Source organism: Cupriavidus campinensis, from assembly GCF_905397395.1.
GTDB lineage: Bacteria > Pseudomonadota > Gammaproteobacteria > Burkholderiales > Burkholderiaceae > Cupriavidus > Cupriavidus campinensis.
Genome location: NZ_CAJPVH010000007.1, coordinates 58,186 through 79,264, shown reverse-complemented (window position 1 = coordinate 79,264; position 21,079 = coordinate 58,186). Strand labels below are relative to the sequence as shown.

The following is a 21,079-nucleotide window of genomic DNA, read 5'->3' as shown; positions in this document are numbered from 1 at the left end:
GCGATGGATTTCGTCTTCCCACCGGCCCCACCGGTCTCGCTGCCTGTCTCGGGTGACACGGCGCGGTTTCCCATCGCCCGGGTCTTCTGCATCGGCCGCAACTATCGATGGGACCCGGCCGAGCCGGCGCCCCGGGCCATGCCTGCATGGTTCATGAAGCCGGCGACCGCCGTGGGGCCGGCCCGGGGCGAGCTGCCTTATCCGCCGGAGACGGCCGAGTTCTGCCACGAGGTGGAACTGGTGGTGGCGATCGGCCAGGGCGGGCGTGACATCGATCCGGCACAGGCCGAGGCGCAGCACATCTGGGGCTATGCCGTCGGACTGGACCTGACCCGGCGCGACTTGCAGCAGCAAGCCAAGCGCGTCGGCGGCCCCTGGGAGCCCGCCAAGGCCTTCGACCACTCGGCGCCGTGCAGCGCCCTCGTGCCCGCCGCCACCTGCGGCCATCCGCACGAAGGCGCGATCCAGCTCGCCGTGAACGGTGTCGAGCGGCAGCGCGCGGACCTCTCCGGCCTGCTCTGGCCGGTGCCGGAGCTGGTGGCGATGCTGTCCCGATCCGTGACGCTGATGCCGGGCGACCTGATCTTCACCGGTACGCCGGTGGGCGTCGGGCCCTTGCAGCCCGGCGATGTCATTCAGGCCAGCGTGGCGGGGATCGGCGAGCTGGCGCTGACCGTCGCCCGCTGAAGACCATCCGCCACAACATATATATATAGGAGACCCCCTTGAACGCACCCCGCAAGATCGCCCTCGTCACCGGCGCCGGCAGCGGCGTGGGCCGCCTGACGGCCATCGCCCTGCTCAATGACGGCTGGACCGTCGTGCTGGCCGGCCGGCGCGCCGAGCCGTTGCAGGCGCTGGCCGCCGAGGCCGCCGAACGCGGCCAGCCCGCCATGGCGGCGCCCACCGACGTGACCGACCCGGCCAGCGTGCAGGCGCTGTTCGACACCATCGAGCGCGAGTTCGGCCGGCTGGACCTGCTGTTCAACAACGCCGGCGTCAACGCCCCCGCCGTGCCGATGGACGAGCTGCCGCTGGACAAGTGGTTCAACGTGATCAACACCAACGTCACGGGCGTCTTCCTCTGCGCGCGGGCGGCCTTCGGCCTGATGCGCCGCCAGTCCCCGCAGGGCGGGCGCATCATCAACAATGGCTCGATCTCCGCGCACACGCCCCGCCCGTTCACGGCGCCGTACACGGCCAGCAAGCACGCCGTCACCGGGCTGACCAAGGCGCTGGCGCTGGACGGCCGCGCCTACCACATCGTGGCCAGCCAGATCGACATCGGCAACGCGCTGACCGAGCTGTCCGAACGCATGACGCGCGGCGTGCTGCAGGCCAACGGCACCACCGCGCCGGAGCCGATGATGGATGCCACCCATGTTGCCAATGCCGTGCGCCACATGGCCTCGCTGCCGCTTGAGGCCAATGTCCTGACCATGACCGTCATGGCCAGCGCGATGCCTTTCGTCGGGCGCGGCTGACATCACAGAGTTAACAAAAGTTGACCAGAAATCGAACGGAGACAACCATGCATTTCACCCCTCTCATCAAGACCCTTGCCCTGTCCGCTGCACTGTCCACCACGCTGATCGTGGCGCCGGGGCTGGCCTCGGCACAGAACAACTACCCGAGCCGCCCGGTCACCATCATCGTTCCGGCCCCGGCCGGCGGCGGCATCGACCTGATCGCCCGCGTCGTGGGCGAGAAGCTCTCGGTCAAGTTCGGCCAGCCATTCATCGTCGAGAACCGCCCGGGGGCGTCCAACAACCTCGGCACGGCGGTGCTGGCCAACGCCAAGCCGGACGGCTACACCATCGGCATCGTCGGTGGCAGCCACAACATCAACAAGTTCCTGTTCAAGAACCTCGGCTGGGACCCGCAGAAGAGCTTCGAGCCCATCGTCTACACCCACGAGATTCCGCTGGTGTTCGCGATCTACCCGAAGCTGCCGGTCAAGACCATGCCTGAACTGGTGACGTGGATGAAGGCCAACCCCGGCGAAGCCAAGGTGGCCACGTCCGGCCGTGGCAGCGCGCAGGAGATGGCCGCCGAGATGTTCCGCATGGTCAGCGGCGCGCCGGTGCTGCTGGTGCCCTACAAGGGCTCGTCCGCCGCCCACCCCGACCTGGTGGCCGGCCGCACGGCGCTCTACATCGACACCATCAGCGCCATCCAGGAGCAGGTGAAGGCGGGCAACGTGCGCGCCGTGGCGGTCTCCACCCGGAACCGCTCCAAGGCGCTGCCCAACGTGCCGACGGCCGAGGAACAGGGGCTCAAGGGCTACGACGCCAACACCAACGGCGGCTTCCTGGCCCCGGCCGGCACGCCGAAGGAGATCGTCGCCAAGCTCAACACCGAGATCAACGCGGCGCTGAAGCTGCCCGAGGTGCGCGCCAAGCTGGAAGCAGCCGGCATCGAGGTGCAGGGCGGCACGCCGCAGGCCTATGCGGCCCTGATCCAGTCCGACCTGACGAAGTGGGGCAAGGTCGTGAAGCAGGCCGGGATCGAGGCGGAGTAATCCGTACCCGCTGGCGATCTTCGACCGGCGCCCCTCTGATTAGCAGGATGGTGATGCACCCCGGATCCTTGCTACCGTTTGCAACCGCCGTCAGCCGCGTCTGGCGGCGACAAGACAAACGGACAATGGGAAGAAGGGGTTATAGCCATGCTGAAGTGGAAATATCTGATGGGCGCGCTGGTCGTGGGGGCCGCCCTGGCCGGCTGCGGGGGCGGTGACGGGCAGGCACCCGTGCAGACGGAAACGCCGGCGGCCCCCGCCGAGCCACCGCCGCCGTTGCCGATCAAGTACTCGGGCACGCTGTCTTTCGGGGACACCATCGCCCTTACCGTGGACGCGCCGTCCCGCGGCAGGGTCACGCTCAGTTTTGTCGACTCGGCCTTTGGCCTGCGTGGCACGGTCATCGGCAACTACACCAGCACGGACGGCAATTACACCGTGAGCGGTCTCGAGGCCGATAGCGCGGACCCGCCACCGGCCACCCTGACTGCCAGGCTGGCCGGCATCGGACTGACGTTCCGCCAGGGCGTGGATGGCCTGTTCGGCGAGATCTCCGGCGTGCCGAACCTGCTGGGCACCAGCACCGGCCTGCTGGCCGGCGACATCGCCGCGAACGTTGCCCCCCTCACCGCGCCGGCGCTGAGCAGCCTGGCCGGCGGCTACAACGTGCTGATGAACTTCGGGATTTACGATCAGGCCACTGGCAAGCCGCTGGTGGGCCCCGTCAGCACGGCGGCCGGCATGCGCTTCGACACCGAGGGCAACGTCGAACTGTGCACCGACGCGGATATCGTCACCTGCGTGACCCCGCAACTGGGCAAGCTGACGCTGGCCGACCAGACACGCTTTCCGGGTGCCTACGACCTGGTGATGAACGGCGGCGGCTACTTCCGTGGGCGGCTGTTCGTCAACCCGACCGGCGGCTTGCGCTTCGACATGAACTACGCCGAGGCAGGGTCGGTCGCCACCGGCACCTGGACCATCCAACCGGCCACGGCGCTGGTCGCCGGGGAGCTTGACGGCACCTGGGCGTGCTCGCGCGCAAACCGCGTGATGGACGGCGCGGCGGCGGTGATGGACGGCACGCTGGTGCGGGACACGCTGACCATTGCCGATGGCAAGCTCACCACCGCCAGCAAGGCACTGACCCTGCCGCTGATGCTGAATGCGTTCCAGGGTGGCATGACGCTGAATGGCGTGGCGCTGGCCATCAATGGGGACCCGGACGCCGACCCGGACGATCCGGCTGCCGCGCCGCCTACTTTCGGCCAGATCCTCCTGAAGACGGGCGCCGACTCGCTGGCGTGGCTCAACCTGACGGACAGCAGCGTCTTCCAGGGCACGTGCCGCCGCGCGTCCTGACCTTTGCTGAACCACCGGGCATCACTCTGCGCCGGCCCTCGGGCCGGCGTTCTTTTGCCAGGGTGTCAGTCGTGCAGCAGGTGCCGCAGCCACAGGCTCATCAGCCCGGCGCGGCCGCGCACGCCAAATTTGCGGTAGATGCCGGTGATGTAGGAGTGCGTGGTGGAAACAGCCAGCCCAAGGCGTTCGGCGATCTGCTTCTCGCCGGCTTCGGTCAGGAGCAGGTTCAGCACCCGGCGTTCGTGTGGGGCGAGCGCGTCGAGGCGACTCGCGTGGTCCGGCGGATGGGGCGGGATCGCCCGCGCCTGCCGCAGCGCGGTCACGTCCCGTGCCACGCCAATGCGCAGCTGGTGCGCCGCGTGCCATTGGGCCGACCACGACAGGTGGACGTCCGCACCATTCCGGTGCCGATAGCGATTCTCGAAGCCCACGCGCTTGTTGCCGGCCAGGACCCGGCCGGCCTCGCGCAGCGTCTTCTCCCGGTCTGCCGGCACCACCAGTTCGAGCACGAACTGGCCGACCAGATCGGACTGCCGGTAGCCGAGGATTTCCTCGCACACCGTGTTGGCGTAGCGGATCTCGCCGGTCTGGTCGACCAGGAAGACGGCGTCGGGGAGGCTGTCGGCCAGCGCAATCGCGCCATCCTCCTTGAGAAGTATCGGCATCGGGTTGGGGGGCGACGGCGTTGCGGCAACGCAACTGCCGTGCGCGGGAGCAATCGATCGAGTAGTGTTGCGGGGGTTCGACGTGGTCGCTCGGGACAATAGCGCAGCGCCCCGCCGCCTCCTATCCGAAATCGCTCATCTGCCCATGGCCGAACCGAACCGACTCCCCGACCGGCATGCCGCCGGCTGGCTGGACGTTGCCACGTCCGACGCGGACGACGCCGCGCGCATCCAGCGCCAATGGATGCCGATGCAGTACGACCAGCTCGATGGCGGCGCCTTTGCCGGGCGATTCCGGATGCTGCGGACGGATCACACACTCGTTGTCACCGAGTTGCAGAACCGCACGGTGCTGAAGCAGCAGCACTCCCCGACCGACTATTGCACGATCAGCCTGATCCGCAAGGTGTCTGGCCGGGGGCGGTGCGGGCTGGATACGCTGTCTGGCCAGAGCGTCGGCTACATGCCGGGGGGAAGGGATTACGAAGTCCAGCTTCCGCCCAGCGAGATCCTGTATTTCGGTTTCGACCAGCGCCGCCTGATGCAGGCCGCCGAGGTGCTCGGCTATGACATGCCGGCCAACGGTAATCGGCCCGTTTTCCTGGATGGACTGGACGCGGCGGGACTCAACCGGATGGCGGATACCTTGATGGCGCTGCGCGACCGCGCGGCAGCCGATCCGACCGCCACCGTCAATCGACAGTACCTGGACGACGTCGTGCTCGAGCGCGCACTGGAAATCCTCGTCAGGGCGCCGTCCGGCGCAACGCCGGTCCACGTCATCAACATGCACCGCATCACCCAGCACGCCCGGGCGCTGATCGACAGCAGCCCAAACGAACCCTGGACGGTGATGACGCTGTGCCAGGCGCTCCATGTCAGCCGCGCCACGCTGCAACGGGCCTTTCAGCGGCACTACGGGATGTCGCCCCTGGCCTATCTGCGGATCCGGCGGCTCAATGGCGCGCGCCGGGCCTTGCAGGCCGGGCGCGGCACCAGCGCGACGGTCTCGTCAGTCGCCATGCATTGGGGCTTCTTCCATCTGTCCCGGTTTGCACAGGACTACTGCCAGCTGTTCGGCGAGTTGCCGTCCACCACGCTGGGAACTCAGTGGCCGGCTGCCTCGACCGCACCGATTCCGGTCTCGGAACGCAGTTCCTGAGCTTCGAAGCCGGCCTTGTCCAGGCGCGCTCTTGCCGACTTGTCGGTCACCGATACGATCCAGATGCCAAGGAAGCCGATCGTCATCGAGAACAACGCCGGGGACGTATAGGGGAACGGTGCGCTCTTGAAGTGGAACACATCGACCCAAACGGCCTGCGACAGGATCGTGAGCACGACAGCCGACAACAGCCCCATGAAGCCGCCTATCGTCGCGCCGCGTGTGGTGCAACCCTTCCACAGCACTGACATGAACAGCACCGGGAAGTTGGCCGAAGCTGCCACCGCAAAGGCCAGCGATACCATGAAGGCAATATTCTGCTTCTCGAAGACGATGCCGAGCACAACGGCGACCACACCGAGGATGACGGTGGTGATACGCGATACCTGCAGCTCATCGCGACTGCTTGCATTGCCATGCTTGAACACGGTGGCATACAGGTCGTGCGACACGGCCGATGCACCGGCAAGCGTCAGGCCGGCCACGACGGCCAGGATGGTGGCGAAAGCCACGGCCGAGATAAAGCCGAGAAACACGTTTCCGCCGACCGCGCTGGCCAGATGGACGGCCGCCATATTGACGCCGCCAAGCAGCTTGCCGCTGCCATCCTGGAAGGTCGGATTCGTCCCCACCAGCACGATGGCTCCGAAGCCAATGATGAAGGTCAGGATATAGAAGTAGCCGATCCAGGTCGTGGCCCAGAAGACCGACTTGCGCGCCTCCTTGGCATTGGGCACCGTGAAGAAGCGCATCAGGATGTGCGGCAGCCCGGCCGTGCCGAACATCAGCGCAATCCCGAACGAGATGGCCGAGATGGGATCCTTGATGAAGTTCCCCGGACCCATGATGGAGTCCTTCTTCGCGTGGACCTCCACGGCCTTGGCGAACAGGACCTCCGGGCTGAACTGGTGCTGGGCCAGCACCATGAAGGCCATGAAAGACGCGCCGGCGAGCAGCAGGCAGGCCTTGATGATCTGCACCCACGTCGTCGCGGTCATGCCGCCGAAGAGGACATACACCATCATCAGCGTACCGACGATGACCACCGCGATCCAGTATTCCAGCCCGAACAGCAGCTTGATGAGTTGCCCGGCACCCACCATCTGCGCAATCAGGTAGAAGGCAACCACGACCAGCGTGCCCGATGCCGCGAACGCGCGGATCGGCCCCTGCTTGAAGCGGTAGGCAGCAACATCGGCAAAGGTGAAGCGGCCCAGGTTGCGCAGCCGCTCCGCCATCAGGAAGGTGACGATCGGCCAGCCCACGAGGAAGCCGATGGAGTAGATCAGGCCGTCATAACCATTGGTGAAGACTGCCGCCGAAATGCCGAGAAACGAGGCCGCCGACATGTAGTCGCCAGCAATTGCCAGGCCGTTCTGGAATCCGGTGATGCCGCCGCCACCGGTGTAGAAAGCGGCTGCCGATTTTGTCTTGGTTGCCGCCCATTTGGTAATGAACAGCGTGCCAATGACGAACACGGAAAACATGCCAATTGCCGTCCAGTTGGTCGGCTGCCGCTGCATCTGCCCGAGGTCTCCGCCCGCTGCAAGGGCGGCCGATGCCAGCAGCAGCGCCGCGCTGGCGACGATGGCGTGGTGGGCTTTCATGCCACCTCCCGCTTGATCTGCTCGGTCAGCTTGTCGTACGAGGCGTTGGCATGGCGCACGTAGAAGCCGGTGATGGCCACCGTGAATGCAATCACGAACAAGCCGATCGGCATGCCCCATGTCATCACGCCGCTTCCCATTCTCGTCGCAAGCAGTTCCTTGTCGAAGGCGATCAGCAGGACGTACCCGTAGTAGACAATCAGCATCACGGCGGTCAGGGACCAGCCAAGCCTGCTGCGTTTGTGGACAAGCTCATGGTATGCGGGATTTGCCCTGAGTCTTGCGACCAGATCTTCATTCATCGATGTCTCCTGCCATTTCTTTTGCTTCGTCATCGCCGGCCTTGGGCGGCGCAGTGCTGGACGCGATGGATGTCATCGCAATCCATGCCGCTAGGTTAATCGCTACCCCTTACCCAGGTCTTACACGCGCGGTGACTGGCGCGGCGCATCGCGCATGCGGCTAGCGGCGTTGCGGCACGAGCACTACCGGAACGGCACTATGGCGCACGATCTCCTCTGCAACGCTGCCCATCAACAGGCTCTTCAGGCCGCTGCGCCCGTGCGTGCCGGTCACGACGAGTTGCGCATCGCTGCGCTCCACGATGCGCCGAAGCTGGCCGGCGATGTTTCCCGGCGCGTCGATGTCATCGACCATCACGACGCGGCCTCGAACATTCCTCGCTTCCGCGCTCGCCAGGGCATCCGCCAGCAGCTTCTTGCCCTCTGCGACAAGCCTGGCCCGCACGCCCTCCTCCTCATAGCCGGGGTCGACGATATGCACGATCTCAAGTTCGGCATCGAAGGCCGCCGCCAGCTTGATCGCCTCGTCGAGGCCCCTCGCCGCGCATTGGCTCCCATCGACGGCAACCAGAATCTTCTGGTACATGAGCTGTCTCCTCTACCAATGGCAATGTCCTGCCGTCTACTTGCTCTGTCCCTCGGTGTAGGGATCGAACTTGCCCGACCGCGCCACATCGTCCGGTTGGGGCCGCTCGTCCGGCAGCTTCTTCGCCGGCGCAGCGTTGGACTTCGTCCTCACGCCATCGGTGTACGGGTCGAAATTCCCGGCCTTGCTGGCACCTTCCTTCCCCTTTTCAGGCGACGACGGCTTTGCCTTGGTCGTATGGGAGCCGCCATACAAGTCGCCGCCATCCGTGTAGTTCTTCTGCGCCATGGCGGGTGCCGCCAGGAGGGCAACGACTGCTGCCGTAGCCACTAAGGTCATCCGTTTCATTCTGGTCTCCTTCAAGCACAAGATGGCTTTGAGTCCAGACTAGGTGCCACGTCCCGGCGGGGCTTGATACATATCAAGCCGCCCCGCCGAGCGGATAAGCGACACGATGCCGAGGGGTCACGGCGTGGTGGCGCTAATGATTCTCAGTATTCGCGCACGCTCTCAACGTCATATTTCTCACTGGAAGAAGCTATATTGTGATGAGCCGGGCCATCGGGCCTCCGGCGCAGGTGCCAGCCCGCGCCACCTCCAAATGAGCCGAAAATGACGCTCCCCACACCGAATGCGGATGGCCGCTGGATCCTGCCGGATCAGATCACAGGGAACGAGGCATGTTTTTCCGCAATAGTGCGCACCTCCATGGAGGCCATTATTTCGGTAAACGAGGGACAAAGCATTGTGCTCTTCAACCCCATGGCTGAAGCGCTGTTTGGCATCTCCGCATCCGAGGCGGTCGGAAAGCCGCTGGACCTGCTGATTCCGAGCCGGTTCCGGGCCTCGCATGCGACGCACGTCAAGCGCTTCGGCGTCACCGGCGTGTCGGATCGACAAATGGGCCAGCAGCGCACCCTCTTCGGCCTGCGTCGGGACGGCAGTGAATTTCCGATCGAGGCTTCCATCTCGCAAACCAGCGACAGCCAGGGACGCAAGCTGTTCACCGTCATGCTGCGAGACGTCACGGAGCGCGTGCGCGCCGAAGCAAGGTTGCGTCACTCGCGGGAAGAACTGCAGGCCCTCTCTGACAGCATCCTCTCCACCCGGGAGGAGGAGAAACGGCGGGTGGCCAGGGAACTGCATGACGACATCGGCCAGCGTTTGAGCGCCCTGAAAATGGACCTCGTCATGCTGGAGAACGATCTGCGCAGGGAGGGCGCCTCCACCGGCAGTTGCAGTCAGGCCGCCGCCATGCACGCCGGGCTCGATGCCGCCATTGCCGCCGTCCGACAGATTTCGGCAGACCTTCGGCCAGCCCTCCTGGATGAACTGGGCCTGACTGCGGCACTCGACTGGCTGGGAAAGGATTTCAGCCATCGTTACGCCATTTCCGTCGACACCCATGTGCCGGATCATGTCGAGGTGTCCGATCAGGCAGCGACCGCGGTGTTCAGGATCGTTCAGGAAGCCCTGAACAACGTCGTCCATCATGCCAACGCGAGCCGCGTGTGGATCGACCTGCATCAGGCCGACGACGACCATGTCCTGTCTGTGCGAGACGATGGCGACGGCTGGGACGGCGAGATCAAGGACCCTGCCCGTCGCTCGTTTGGATTACTCGGTATTCGGGAGCGCGCACGCCTGCTTGGCGGCACCTTGTCTCTTGCCAATACCCCGGGCCGGGGCTTCGAACTTTCCCTGCGGTTTCCCACCAGGTTTGCCGAGACGAGGTAATGCCATGATACGTGTGGTGATTGCAGACGATCATGCCGTCGTGCGTAACGGCTTGCGGCATATTCTCGAACGGGAATCCGATGTGGGGGTCGTTGGCGAGGCCTCCAAGGCATCGGAGGTGTCACATGTGGTCAGGGAAACTTCGCCGGATGTCATCCTGCTCGATCTTTCCATGCCTGGCCGCAGCGGCCTGGAACTGGTGCGACTGGTGCGTACCGATCATCCCGCCACGCGCATCCTCGTGCTGACCATGCATGCGGAGGAACAGTACGTCGTCCGCGCCTTTCGCGCCGGCGCCGCCGGCTACCTGACCAAGGACAGTGCGGCGACCGACCTCATTGACGCGCTCCGGAAGGTTGCCGGTGGCGGCACCTACGTCAGCCCGGAAATGGCGGAGAAACTCGCCCTCGGCCTGCAGGAGCGCCCCGACGCCCCCCATACCGGCCTGTCGGACCGGGAGCTCGAAGTCTTCCGCCGCATCGTGAACGGGGAGTCCCTGACCGAGATCGCCGAGGCCCTCTCCGTGAGTGCGAAAACCGTCAGTACCTACAAGATGCGCCTGCTCGAGAAGTTGCAGCTGCGCAGCGACGCGGCACTGGTGCGTTACGCCATCCAGGCCAACCTCTTCCCCGACGACTCAGAAATCTAGCCCCCTGGCGTCAAAGGATGGGAAAGCCATTCGACGTTGATGTATCGCAACGTCGACCTTCCGCACTCACTTAGAGTGAAGCCATCCCCGTGCTCGACCCTTTGCCAAGGAGCCTGGATGGACATCTCGGCCATCATCATCCATGTGGACGCATCCCCACAATCCGCGGCCAGGCTCTCGCATGCGGTGGCGATCGCTACGGCATTCCATGCCACGTTGATCGGCCTGCTTTCGCAGAATGCCGACGCCCCGGCCGGGACCGATCACCACCACAATGGCAAACACGTGCGGAGCGGCATCGCAGCCGACCTCTCGGCCAACTGTGATGCGGCCAGACTGGCCTTTGACACCGCCACGGAGCACCTGCCCGTGGCGGTGGACTGGCGCGTCGGGGAAGGCACGCCTATCGATGCCATGCATTGTGAAGGCCGGCTGGCAGATCTCATCATCGTGGGCCAGCCGGCGCCAGGGGAGGTCGGCGCCTCTGCCACACGGCGGTTCATTGAATTGACGATCGTGGGCACGGGCCCGCCGGTGCTGGTGCTCCCCGCCGGCGGCAAGATTGCCGCAGCCCCGTGGCCGTATGCATCGGCCATGGTGGCGTGGAGCGGCACCCGCGAATCGGCACGGGCGCTGCGGAGCGCCCTACCCTTCCTCCGGCTCGCCCGCCGCGTGAACCTCGTACCCTGCCCGCCTGACGGCCTGGGGCGCCACCCAGGTGCCGCGCCGCCAAGCTACGCGATGAGCTGGCTTTCCCGCCATGGCGTGAAAGCGACGCTGACGGAAATGACCGTCCATCAATCCGGCAGTGTGGGCGACGCCCTGCTGGAATTGACTGCGCGCCGCAAGGCCGACCTCCTCGTCTGTGGGGAATACGGGCGCCGCGTCATGCGCGATAACGTCCTGGGCAGCGTCGCCGACACGCTGCTGAGCAAATCGCCGATTCCCACGCTCTTCGCCTGCTAGATATCCCGGCACTTCATCCCCGCCATGTCAGGTTACCCTGACAGAAACCGACTCATTCCTGACGCTGGTCTCAGCCGTTGCTGATTTCGCTCGACCTCGCGCTCGTCAATACTCAATCCAACGGCTCACGTCTGATGCGACCGCCGGCGCAGGACTCAAGTCCGCGCCCACTGCAGCCTCAACAGGAGGAAGCAATCATGTACGGATCCACTCAGGTGTTGGAAGCATCGCATTCGCCAGGCGCGGACGACCTATTGGCGGCTTATGCGCGCCTCGGCGAAGCGCCAAGGCAGATGAATGCGAACTGTTCGCTTTGCAGTCTCCGGGCGCTCTGTTTTGCGTCGTGCCTGGGCGAAGATGAACTGCCCCGCCTCGAAAGGGTTGTCAGTCAATGGCGCATGATCCATCGCGGCGATTATCTCTTCCGCGTCGGCGACAAGTTCCACAGCTTGTACACCCTGCGCTCGGGATCGTTCAAGACCGTTGCCGGCCACGAAGATGGCCTGGAACATGTCAGCGATTTCATCCTGCCAGGCGAAACGCTTGGACTGGGCGCCATCGGCAGCGGGCAATACGATTGCGATGCCATCGCGCTGGAAGACAGTGCGGTCTGCATCATCCCCTTTGCCTCGCTGGAATCGCTCTGTCACGACGTGCGCAGCGTGCAGCACCACCTCAACCAGACCCTCAGCCGTGAAATCGTGCGTAGTTCCAGGCAAATGGTCCTGCTTTCCGGCATGACCGCTGAACGACGCGTTGCGTCATTCCTGGTCGATTTCTCGCGGCGCCTGCTTGAGCGGGGGTACGCGGCGCGGTCGTTCACGCTGCGCATGACGCGTGAGGAAATTGGCAGCTACCTCGGCATCAAGCTCGAGACCGTCAGCCGGACCTTCTCCCGATTCCAGCGCGAAGGGCTGATGCGGGTCGACGGCAAACAGATCGAGATCTTCGACCCGGAGGCGTTGGCGCAGATCTAGATGACCGCCGGGACGGAGGGAGCGGATCGCGAATGATTCTCAGCAGCCGCATTCGTCACCTCAGCACCTACACTGATTGCAGCGCCATGGCGAGTGCCGGCGCCAGGCGCCATCCCACTCGCACATGGCGAAAAGCCAACTTCATGAATCTGCTGTTACTGGTCATCTCAGCACTGACTCTCCTTGGCGGCTGGGCGGCCAGCCAGTTCGGCGATGCGAACCTCGCTCGCTGGATCTGGATCGGCGGCATTGCCCCGAATGTCCTCGCCTTGCTCGTCGACTGCACAAGATCGCTGTTGCGACGGCAGGCCGGGGTCGATCTGCTCGCCCTCCTCTCCATTGGCTTCGCACTCTGGTTCGGCGAATGGCTGATTGCGTCCGTCATTACGCTCATGCTGGCCAGCGGGCGCATGCTGGAGTCGTACGCGCAAGCGCGCGCGCAACGGGAGATCACCGCACTGCTCGCCCACGCGCCGAAGCGCGCGCACCGGTTCGACGGGCAGCAGTGGCAGGACATCGACCTCGCTGACGTACGCGTTGGCGACCAGTTGATGGTCAGGCATGGTGAAATCGTCCCGGTCGACGGCACGCTCAGCCATCCGGCCGACCTTGACGAGTCCACCCTGACCGGCGAGGCCGCAATCCGGAAACGGGCGGCGGGCGAGGCAGTCAGCAGCGGCGTGCTGAACTCGGGCGCGGCCGTCGAAATGATCGCCGGTGCCACCGCTGAACACAGCACCTTCGCAGGCATCGTCCGGATGGTGGAAGCCGCCCAGAAGGAGCGCAGCCCTGGGGCGCGGCTCGCGGACCGCTACGCCGTGGCCTTCATGGCCGTCGCGGTGCTGCTGGCGGCCGCGGGCTGGATCTGGACCGGCGATCCGCTGCGGAGTCTCGCTGTACTCGTGGTTGCAACGCCGTGCCCCCTGATCCTGGCGGTACCCACTGCGATCGTTTCGGGGATGTCCCGTTGTGCCAAAAGGGGGGTGCTTGTCAAGGGCGGCGGCGCGCTCGAGCGTCTGGCCGTCGCGAACACCCTGTTCTTCGACAAGACCGGCACCCTGACCAGCGGGCGCGCCCACCTCGCTGCCGTCGATTGCGCCCCCTCGTTCCAGTCGGACGAGATCCTCCGCCTTGCCGGGTCCGTCGCCTGTGCCTCCACGCACGTTATCTCCGACGCAATTGCCGTGGCGGCGCGCGAGCGGGGATTGCAGCTGGCGCCCCCCGCGAACGTGCGAGAAGTGCCAGGATCCGGGGTACAAGCCATGGTCGGGGGCCTGGATATCAAGCTGGGCGCCATGCAGTATGTGCTCGGCACAGGCGACCTTCCGTCCTGGGCAGGCGCGTCCCTGAAGCGCATGCGCCCGGAAGGCGCCTCTACCGTGTTCCTCAGCATCGATGGCCGCCTTGCCGGCCTCCTGCAGTTTCTGGATGGTATCCGCCTGGAGGCACCCCGCGCGCTGCGCATGCTCCGGGAGCTGGGCATTCAGCGTCAGGCCATGCTCACCGGCGACCAGATCGACATGGCGCAGTCCGTCGGCGAGATCCTGGGCATCACGGAGGTCTTTGCCGAGCAGTCTCCGGCGGACAAGCTGGACAAGATCAAGCGCGCGCGGGCGTCGGGAACCGTGATCATGATTGGAGACGGCACCAATGACGCCCCGGCCCTGGCTGCCGCCGACGTCGGGGTGGCCATGGGTGCGCGAGGCGCCGCCTCCACCGTGCAGGCTGCGGATGTTGTCCTGCTCGTCGACCGCTTCGACCGCCTGGTCGACGCCGTCACCATCGCCCGAGGCACTCGCCGCATCGCCTGGCAGAGCGTCATGGTCGGCATGTCGTTATCGTTCCTCGGCATGCTGGTGGCGCTGGCCGGATATCTTCCCCCGTTCTCCGGCGCGGTTTTGCAGGAGGTGATCGATGTCGCCGTCATCCTCAATGCACTGCGCGCGCTGCGCCTGTCGCCCGCAAAGTCGACGAATTCCCTGCCTGCTACGGAGGTGGCCAGGCTCCAGCACGAGCATGTGGAGCTCGGCCAGTACCTCGACCAGATCCGGACCCTGGCGGCAACCCTTCCGCAGCTTGATCCCGGCAAAATGAAATCCGAGCTGGCGGCCGTGGTGCAGCTTCTGGCCGAGAACATCCTCCCCCACGAGCGCGATGACGACTGGAACCTCTATCCCGGCATCGCGCGGCGGCTGGGCGGCGAGGATCCGCTGGCGGCGTTGAGTGCCGTGCATCGAGAGATCTTTCGCACCGCCCGCCAGCTCGACCTGATCGTGCGGGAGATGCTCCCCTCCGGCCCCGACAGCAGCGAGATCCGCGAGGTGCAGCGACTGCTCTACGGCCTGGAGGCCATCCTGCGCCTGCACTATTCGCAGGAGAACGAGCTGTTTCACGTGCTGGGCGAGGCACCAGGATGAGATCGCACCGGCAGCCTTGACTTGGCGCAAAGCCCCGGCAATCGCCCCGCCTATGCTGGATGCAAGGCGTCATGCCACGCGGCGACGCCCCATGCAGCGCTCCAACGGCTACCAGGGGATTCTCCATGTACGAACGCATCTTGCTCGCCGTCGACGGCGGCCCATCCTCCGACCTTGCGATCTCGCAGGCTATTCTTGTCGCCAAGACCATGAACGCCGAAGTCAAGGCGATCTTCGTCGTGGACGATAGCGAACTCTTCTTCGAGGGCAGCCATATCAACCCGGACGATATCCTGCGCGACCTCTTCAGCGTCGGGCAGCAGACGCTGAGCCGCGTGGCGGCACGGCTCCGGGATGCGGGCGTGCGCTGCACCACCGCAGTGATCGAACGGCCGGTGTCACCCGGGCAGATCTCGTCGACGATCGTGGCGCAAGCGGACACGTGGCCCGCAGACCTGATCGTGATGGGCACGCACGGCCGCCGGGGCGTCAGGCGGATCATCATGGGAAGCGTGTCCGAAGGCGTCATTGCCAAGACGAACAAGCCCGTGCTGCTGGTACGCAGCGAACGGGACGCCTGAACGGGCGCCGCAGATTCACGCCAGCGGGTACGACGCCCGATACTCGGGCATCGTGACATGCCACTGCAGTTCGCGTTCGATCCGCTGGCGCAGTGCATCGCTGGCCTCCGGCTCGCCATGCACGACGAAGGCACGCCGGGGCGGCGTACTGAAGCCCCGCAGCCAGACCATCAGTTCATCTGCATCGGCATGCGCCGACAAGTGCTGGATCTGCGCCACCGAAGCGCACACGGTAATGTCCTGCCCGTGCATGCGTAGCGTGCGCCGGCCGGCGGCCAGTGCCGCGCCGCGCGTGCCGGCGGCCTGAAATCCCGACAGCAGGATCGTGCTGCGTGCATCCTGCCCGTAGGTCTCCAGATGGTGGACAACCCGCCCGCCAGTCGCCATTCCGCTGCCCGCGAGGATGATCTTCGGATTGCCAACGTGATTCAACGCGATCGACTCCTCCATGGTCTGCACGGGAGTCGCCATCGCACACGCCGCCGCACACGCCTCGCGCGGAATATGCAGTTCCTCCGGATGCAGCGAAAAGATCTGCGTGGCATCGATCGCCATGGGGCTGTTGAGGTAGATCGGCACGTCAGGCAGGCGCCCCTGCTGCCGCAGGCGGTAGAGGCAATAGAGGATGGACTGGGCCCGGCCTACCGCGAACACCGGCACGATGAGGCTCCCTCCCCGGCCGATCGTGGCATCGATGATCTCGCCCAGGGCGTCCACGGGGTCTGTCGCAGGGTGGAGCCGGTCGCCATAGGTGGACTCCACCAGCAGGTAATCCGCCCGGGCAATGGTTTCCGGCGGGCGCATGACCACGTCATGCTGGCGGCCGAGGTCGCCCGAGAACACAATCCGCTGGCCCTCCACATACAGCGTCACGATCGCCGCGCCGATGATGTGCCCCGCCCGGTGGAACTCCGCCTCCACGCCGGGCGCCACCGTCACCCGGGAGGCGAATCGGGTGGGCTCGAGCCGACGCAGCGCGCGCGCGGCGTCGGCGGCCGTATAGAGCGGTAACGCGGGATGGTGGCGCGAGAAGCCCTTGCGGTTGGCGAAGTTGGCGTCTTCTTCGGCGAGATGCGCGCTGTCGGGCAACAGGATGCCGCAAAGCTGCGCGGTGCCCATGGTGCAGAAGACCCGACCGCGGAAGCCGTTGCGCACCAGCAGCGGCAGATAGCCGCTGTGATCGATATGGGCATGCGTGAGCACCACCGCATCGAGCGAAGCCGGATCGACCGGAAAGGGGTCCCAATTGCGCAAGCGTAGCGCCTTATAACCCTGGAACAGACCGCAATCGACCAGAATCCGGCTCCGGCCGGTGTCCAGCAGATACTTGGAGCCGGTCACTGTATCCGTCGCACCGAGGAACTGGAGTTGCATCGTCGGTCTCCGTCAGTGCGACATGAACAATGGCACCTCGCACCGCTGCAGCAAGGTGCGGGTCGTGCCGCCGATGACCAGCTCCCGTAGCCTGGCGTGCCCATAGCAGCCGGCCACGAGCATATCTGGCGCCAGTGTCTCCAGGCACGAGAGGATCGCCTTTCGCGGCGCGCGGTCGGTAGGCAAGCTACGGCTCGCGGCGTCGATGCCGTGCCGCCGCAGATAAGCCTCCAGGCCGGCGTGTGGCGTGCCCGGCATCCCATGCGTGTGGCCATCCTCGGACGTGAGGATGGTGACCTGCCGGGCTCGCCGCAGTAGCGGTAGCGCGTCGGCGACGGCTCGCGCCGCCTCGCGCCCCCCGTCCCAGGCGATGGCCATGTGGCCACCATGCAGCGCCCGCATCGCCTGGGGCAGCACCATGACCGGCCGCCCGGCGCTCAGTATCACCTGCTCGGGTACATCGGGCACCACCGGCGGCACGCCGTCCCACGGCGGGCGCTGCGCCAGCAGGCTGAGATCGGCCAGCTTTCCGCGTGTGACGAAGGCCCGGGGCGCTTCATCCTCGACGGCCTCATGCGCAAACGATATCGCCAGCCCCATCTCGGCCACCATGTCCTTCATCAGGTCGCCATATGCGGCAGCTTCGGCCCGCAATTTGTCGCGTGCCAGGGCCGCATGACGTGGGCCATCGTCATCCGAACCGCGCAGATGCCCTAGCGGCACGCCCGTCGCCGTGACGCCGGCAAGGTGTGCACCAAAGGCGGACGCCAGGCGCGCAGCCGCGCGCAGGCGGTCACGGCAGCCCGCGTCGCGGCCAACTTCCACCAGAATTGTCTTGAAGTCCATGTCGTAAGGGCTAGTGGGTCATCAGTACCGGAACGGTCATCGAGGCGAGCAACGTCCGCGTCACGCCGCCGAGCACCAGCTCCCGGAAGCGCCCATGTCCGTATGCACCCATGACCACGAGGCTGGCGTCGAAGTTGGCGGCGCGTGACAGGATCAACTCGCCGATCGCCAGATCCGTTCCGCCGGGAGCGTGCTCGACGACCACCTCCGCGCCTTGCCCTTCGAGCAGGCGCACCGCTGCCGCCACCGGCGAAGCATCGGTACGCAGCGCCATGGTTGCCGAGTTCGCGTGGAGCACGCATACCTGGCCACCCGCCAGCAGGGGAATCGCATCGTGCAAAGCGCGCGCCGCTTCGCGCCCGCCGTCCCACGCGACCATGGTGCGGGGACCAAGCGCCCCGAAAGTGCCCGCGCAGGGGATGACAAGGATCGGCCGCCCCGACTCCAGCACCAGGGATTCGAGAAACTGCGGGGCGACGTAGCTATCGGGATCGTTGGCATCGTACTGGCCAGCCACGACCAGTCCGGCCTCGCGGACTTCCCTGAGCGCCATGGTCACGGGCTCTCCCTCCGTGGCGCGCCATTCGACGTCGATCGACAAGTGCTTTACCGCAGCCTCGAATTTGGCGCGGACCTGCTCACGCGCTTCGTTGCGCCGGGCCCGGTCCGCCTCCAGGTACTGCGCCGCGTTGTCCATCAGGTAGAACCAGCGAGGATCTGGTGCAAAGCCCACAAAGAGCCCCACCAGACGGCATTGGTGCGCCACCGCCAGCCGCACCGCCACATCGAGCCGGATCAGCGCCCGGTTGCTGGTGTCCAGGTGGACGAAGATGCTGTGATAGGTCATGACAGGCTCCGAAGATGACGAGCTAGTGCGACTAGTGCGAGAGAAGGAGCGGGATGGTGCTGTGGCGCATCAGGGCGTGCGTCGTGCCGCCCATGACCAGTTCACCCAATCGCGAGTGCCCGTAGCCGCCCGCCACCAACAGGCTGGTGGCATCGGCATTCGCAATCCGCAACAGGCTGTCTGCGGGATGCTCGCCTTCTTCCACCCGTACCGTGGCCGAGATGCCGTGCGTGGACAGCCAATGCGCCATGCCGGCAACGTTCGCCTCGTCGGGCCTGCCCGCCTTGACAATCACGACGATGGTCACGCGTGTGGCCTCGGCCAGCAGCGGCAATGCATCCGCCACCGCGCGCGTGGCCTCCCGGCGGCCGTCCCAGGCGATCAGGACGTGCCCACCCAGGCGGAACCGCGCGCCGCCGGGCGGTACCAGCAGTATCGGCCGTCCCGCGTGGAGTAACGCGTACTCGGCGGCCTTCGCCATCGGCACCGGCGCCGTCTCAAACGCGGACGGCGGTGCCGGCAGCACGATATCGGCGAAGTGACCCTGCAAGGCGAGGGCCGATCCGGCCTCCTGCTCCAGGATGACCTGGGAAGTCTGCACCTGCGGCGCCACGCGGCTCATGACCGCATTCATCGCCGTGGCGTCCGCGCGCACGGCGCGTTCCCGGCCGTTTTCATACAGCGCCTCGTAAAGCCCGGCCTGCTGCCCCGCGCTGCGGTACGGCTCGATCTGCATCCCCAGCGCGGTGAGCCCAACGACATGCCCCGAAGACGCCGACGCCAGCAAGGCCGCCGCCTCCAGGCGCACTTCACGCGCAATGTCATCCCCCAGATCCACGAGGACGGTCTTGTAGTCCATGGCATTCCCTTAATCAGCCGAGTGGAAGCTCGTCGCCACTGGAATGTAGCCATTGGCCGCTACGCCGGGTTGCGCCAAGTCAAGCCCCCGGGTCTCCCGTCTCTCCCCCTTATGTCTCAGGGCCATCTAGTCTTGTGAATGGGCGGAAGCACGATGCGCCCGGCTGACGACGTGCGGGAGGTGGGCCATGCATGACACGATGCGCGCGATGATCTTCGATGGCGGCAGCGCGCACCTGCGCGCGGCGCTTGTGCCGGTTCCGATGCCTGGACCGGCCGAGGTGCGGATTGCGGTGTCCAGATGCGGCATTTGCCGTACTGACCTTCATGTCGTCGATGGCGAGTTGCCGCACCCAAAGCCGGCGCTGATACCGGGGCACGAAATCGTCGGCAGGGTCGATGTGTGTGGCGCCGGCGTCACCGGCCTCGCCCCTGGCGACCGGGTCGGCGTACCGTGGCTGGCGCATACCTGTGGCCAGTGTCCCTACTGCCTCGCCGGCCTTGAAAACCTCTGTGACAAGCCCCTGTTCCACGGCTATACGCGCGACGGTGGCTACGCCGAGTACGTGATCGCCGACAGCCGGTACTGCTTTCCGATCCCGGCCGGATACGACGACGAGCATGCGGCGCCGTTGCTCTGCGCCGGTCTGATCGGCTTCCGGACGCTGCGCATGGCCGGGGAAGCAGCCAGACGGATTGGCATCTATGGCTTCGGCGCCGCAGCACATATCGTCACGCAGATTGCCGCCGCCCGGGGCCAGCAGATCTACGCCTTCACCCGGCCCGACGACGAGGCAGCGAAGCGCCTGGCACTGGAAGTCGGCGCGAGCTGGGTCGGATCGAGCACGGACGCAGCGCCCGTAGCGCTCGATGCCGCGCTGATCTTCGCGCCTGTCGGCGCCCTGGTGCCCACCGCACTCCGTGCCGTGCGCAAGGGTGGCACGGTGGTGTGCGGCGGCATTCACATGTCCGACATTCCCACCTTCCCCTATCGGCTGTTGTGGGAGGAACGACGGATCGTCTCGGTCGCCAACCTGACCCGCGAGGACGGCCACGAGCTGATGCGCGTCGCCGCCAACACGCCGCTGCGCACCCACACCACGTCCTACCCGCTCGCACGCGCGGAAGACGCCCTCTCCGACCTGCGTAGCGGGCGGCTCACCGGCGCGGCCGTGCTGAACATCGGGTCGACACTCAGCGGATGGTGATGGACTTCTGTGGCGTGGCCTCCCGCTTCGGCAGCACGAGGCGCAGCACGCCGTCCTGGTAGCTCGCATCGACCTTGCTCTCGTCGATGTTCGTGTCGAGCGTGAAAGCCCGCTGCATCGATCCACTGTAGCGTTCACGCCGGATCACCCGCTCGCCGTCCTTCTCCTCGCTGGCCTTCTCGATCTTGGCGGAGATCATGACCGTGCCACGCTCGACGGATACCTGAATGTCTTCCTTCTTGGCGCCCGGGATCTCGGCCACCACGGTGTAGTCCTTGTCCGACTCGGTGACATCGACCTTGAATGCGAGGCCAGTGTCGGGGCCGCCCCGCAGTGCGCGAAACATGCCATGGAACATGTCGCCGATGGGTTCCATTGCAAACGGGTCGTACAAACGGATATTGCTCATGAAGA

At 65.9% G+C, this 21,079-nt stretch carries 22 protein-coding genes; 12 read left to right on the top strand and 10 right to left on the bottom strand.

The window, feature by feature from the left end:
- The first annotated feature begins 3 nt into the window (after window positions 1-3).
- The 4 genes from KHO18_RS06755 to KHO18_RS06740 all read left to right on the top strand — a co-directional run bounded on the left by KHO18_RS06755 (window position 4) and on the right by KHO18_RS06740 (window position 3,883).
- A complete protein-coding gene (locus KHO18_RS06755) occupies window positions 4-687 on the top strand; it encodes a fumarylacetoacetate hydrolase family protein (RefSeq protein WP_211942933.1) in 684 nt (227 codons plus the stop codon).
- A gap of 38 nt (window positions 688-725) precedes the next feature.
- Window positions 726-1,484, top strand: a complete 759-nt coding sequence (locus KHO18_RS06750; RefSeq protein WP_092292720.1) for an SDR family oxidoreductase — start codon at window positions 726-728, stop codon at window positions 1,482-1,484.
- A 47-nt stretch (window positions 1,485-1,531) separates the two neighbouring features.
- Window positions 1,532-2,521: a Bug family tripartite tricarboxylate transporter substrate binding protein gene (locus tag KHO18_RS06745; RefSeq protein WP_211942932.1), complete on the top strand. Its 990-nt coding sequence runs from the start codon at window positions 1,532-1,534 to the stop codon at window positions 2,519-2,521.
- A 147-nt stretch (window positions 2,522-2,668) separates the two neighbouring features.
- Window positions 2,669-3,883 (top strand): hypothetical protein, encoded by a 1,215-nt coding sequence (locus KHO18_RS06740; RefSeq protein ID WP_211942931.1) that lies wholly within the window; start codon window positions 2,669-2,671, stop codon window positions 3,881-3,883.
- Between the two features lie 65 nt (window positions 3,884-3,948).
- Here KHO18_RS06740 and KHO18_RS06735 read toward each other — a convergent pair whose 3' ends face one another.
- A complete protein-coding gene (locus KHO18_RS06735; RefSeq protein WP_211942930.1) occupies window positions 3,949-4,548 on the bottom strand; it encodes a PAS domain S-box protein in 600 nt (199 codons plus the stop codon).
- Window positions 4,549-4,693: 145 nt separating this feature from the next.
- On the opposite strand from KHO18_RS06735, the gene KHO18_RS06730 reads away from it, so the two are divergent.
- The gene (locus tag KHO18_RS06730; protein ID WP_144195942.1) at window positions 4,694-5,710 is read left to right on the top strand and encodes a helix-turn-helix domain-containing protein; all 1,017 of its coding nucleotides are present in this window, start codon (window positions 4,694-4,696) and stop codon (window positions 5,708-5,710) included.
- Here KHO18_RS06730 and KHO18_RS06725 read toward each other — a convergent pair.
- The 4 genes from KHO18_RS06725 to KHO18_RS06710 form a co-directional block, all read right to left on the bottom strand.
- The gene (locus KHO18_RS06725) at window positions 5,656-7,317 is read right to left on the bottom strand and encodes a cation acetate symporter (protein WP_144195944.1); all 1,662 of its coding nucleotides are present in this window, start codon (window positions 7,315-7,317) and stop codon (window positions 5,656-5,658) included. The two genes, KHO18_RS06730 and KHO18_RS06725, sit on opposite strands and share 55 nt — an antisense overlap.
- Window positions 7,314-7,619 carry a DUF485 domain-containing protein gene (locus KHO18_RS06720; protein WP_144195946.1) on the bottom strand — a complete coding sequence of 102 codons (306 nt, stop codon included), beginning with the start codon at window positions 7,617-7,619 and terminating at the stop codon, window positions 7,314-7,316. The genes KHO18_RS06725 and KHO18_RS06720 overlap by 4 nt, the downstream gene beginning before the upstream one ends.
- A gap of 160 nt (window positions 7,620-7,779) precedes the next feature.
- Window positions 7,780-8,205: a universal stress protein gene (locus KHO18_RS06715; RefSeq protein ID WP_144195948.1), complete on the bottom strand. Its 426-nt coding sequence runs from the start codon at window positions 8,203-8,205 to the stop codon at window positions 7,780-7,782.
- Window positions 8,206-8,241: 36 nt separating this feature from the next.
- The gene (locus KHO18_RS06710; protein WP_144195950.1) at window positions 8,242-8,553 is read right to left on the bottom strand and encodes a hypothetical protein; all 312 of its coding nucleotides are present in this window, start codon (window positions 8,551-8,553) and stop codon (window positions 8,242-8,244) included.
- Window positions 8,554-8,817: 264 nt separating this feature from the next.
- On the opposite strand from KHO18_RS06710, the gene KHO18_RS06705 reads away from it, so the two are divergent.
- From KHO18_RS06705 to KHO18_RS06680, 6 genes are all read left to right on the top strand, one after another.
- On the top strand, window positions 8,818-9,942 hold the full coding sequence (locus KHO18_RS06705) for a PAS domain-containing sensor histidine kinase (RefSeq protein WP_144195952.1): 1,125 nt from the start codon (window positions 8,818-8,820) through the stop codon (window positions 9,940-9,942).
- A 4-nt stretch (window positions 9,943-9,946) separates the two neighbouring features.
- The gene (locus tag KHO18_RS06700) at window positions 9,947-10,591 is read left to right on the top strand and encodes a response regulator (protein WP_144195954.1); all 645 of its coding nucleotides are present in this window, start codon (window positions 9,947-9,949) and stop codon (window positions 10,589-10,591) included.
- A 117-nt stretch (window positions 10,592-10,708) separates the two neighbouring features.
- Window positions 10,709-11,557, top strand: coding sequence for a universal stress protein (locus KHO18_RS06695; RefSeq protein WP_144195956.1), 849 nt, complete (start codon window positions 10,709-10,711; stop codon window positions 11,555-11,557).
- 197 nt (window positions 11,558-11,754) lie between these two features.
- Window positions 11,755-12,534: a helix-turn-helix domain-containing protein gene (locus KHO18_RS06690; protein WP_144195958.1), complete on the top strand. Its 780-nt coding sequence runs from the start codon at window positions 11,755-11,757 to the stop codon at window positions 12,532-12,534.
- Window positions 12,535-12,677: 143 nt separating this feature from the next.
- Complete coding sequence (locus KHO18_RS06685) at window positions 12,678-14,951, top strand: heavy metal translocating P-type ATPase (protein WP_211942950.1); 2,274 nt, start codon at window positions 12,678-12,680, stop codon at window positions 14,949-14,951.
- Between the two features lie 125 nt (window positions 14,952-15,076).
- Complete coding sequence (locus KHO18_RS06680; protein ID WP_144195960.1) at window positions 15,077-15,532, top strand: universal stress protein; 456 nt, start codon at window positions 15,077-15,079, stop codon at window positions 15,530-15,532.
- 15 nt (window positions 15,533-15,547) lie between these two features.
- Here the strand turns inward: KHO18_RS06680 and KHO18_RS06675 are convergent, their stop codons facing one another.
- Genes KHO18_RS06675 through KHO18_RS06660 form a run of 4 tightly spaced genes read right to left on the bottom strand, consistent with a single transcriptional unit; the run spans window position 15,548 to window position 19,458 of the window.
- A complete protein-coding gene (locus tag KHO18_RS06675; RefSeq protein WP_211942929.1) occupies window positions 15,548-16,906 on the bottom strand; it encodes an MBL fold metallo-hydrolase RNA specificity domain-containing protein in 1,359 nt (452 codons plus the stop codon).
- 12 nt (window positions 16,907-16,918) lie between these two features.
- Window positions 16,919-17,752 carry a universal stress protein gene (locus KHO18_RS06670; protein ID WP_211942928.1) on the bottom strand — a complete coding sequence of 278 codons (834 nt, stop codon included), beginning with the start codon at window positions 17,750-17,752 and terminating at the stop codon, window positions 16,919-16,921.
- 10 nt (window positions 17,753-17,762) lie between these two features.
- Window positions 17,763-18,599: a universal stress protein gene (locus KHO18_RS06665; protein WP_144195966.1), complete on the bottom strand. Its 837-nt coding sequence runs from the start codon at window positions 18,597-18,599 to the stop codon at window positions 17,763-17,765.
- 31 nt (window positions 18,600-18,630) lie between these two features.
- Entirely contained in the window at window positions 18,631-19,458 is an 828-nt protein-coding gene (locus KHO18_RS06660) for a universal stress protein (protein WP_144195968.1), read from the bottom strand.
- Window positions 19,459-19,645: 187 nt separating this feature from the next.
- Between KHO18_RS06660 and KHO18_RS06655 the strand changes: the two genes are divergently transcribed.
- The gene (locus KHO18_RS06655) at window positions 19,646-20,665 is read left to right on the top strand and encodes a zinc-dependent alcohol dehydrogenase family protein (protein ID WP_144195970.1); all 1,020 of its coding nucleotides are present in this window, start codon (window positions 19,646-19,648) and stop codon (window positions 20,663-20,665) included.
- On the opposite strand, the gene KHO18_RS06650 is transcribed toward KHO18_RS06655, so the two are convergent.
- On the bottom strand, window positions 20,652-21,074 hold the full coding sequence (locus KHO18_RS06650; protein ID WP_144195972.1) for an Hsp20/alpha crystallin family protein: 423 nt from the start codon (window positions 21,072-21,074) through the stop codon (window positions 20,652-20,654). The genes KHO18_RS06655 and KHO18_RS06650 overlap by 14 nt on opposite strands.
- Window positions 21,075-21,079 lie beyond the last annotated feature (5 nt).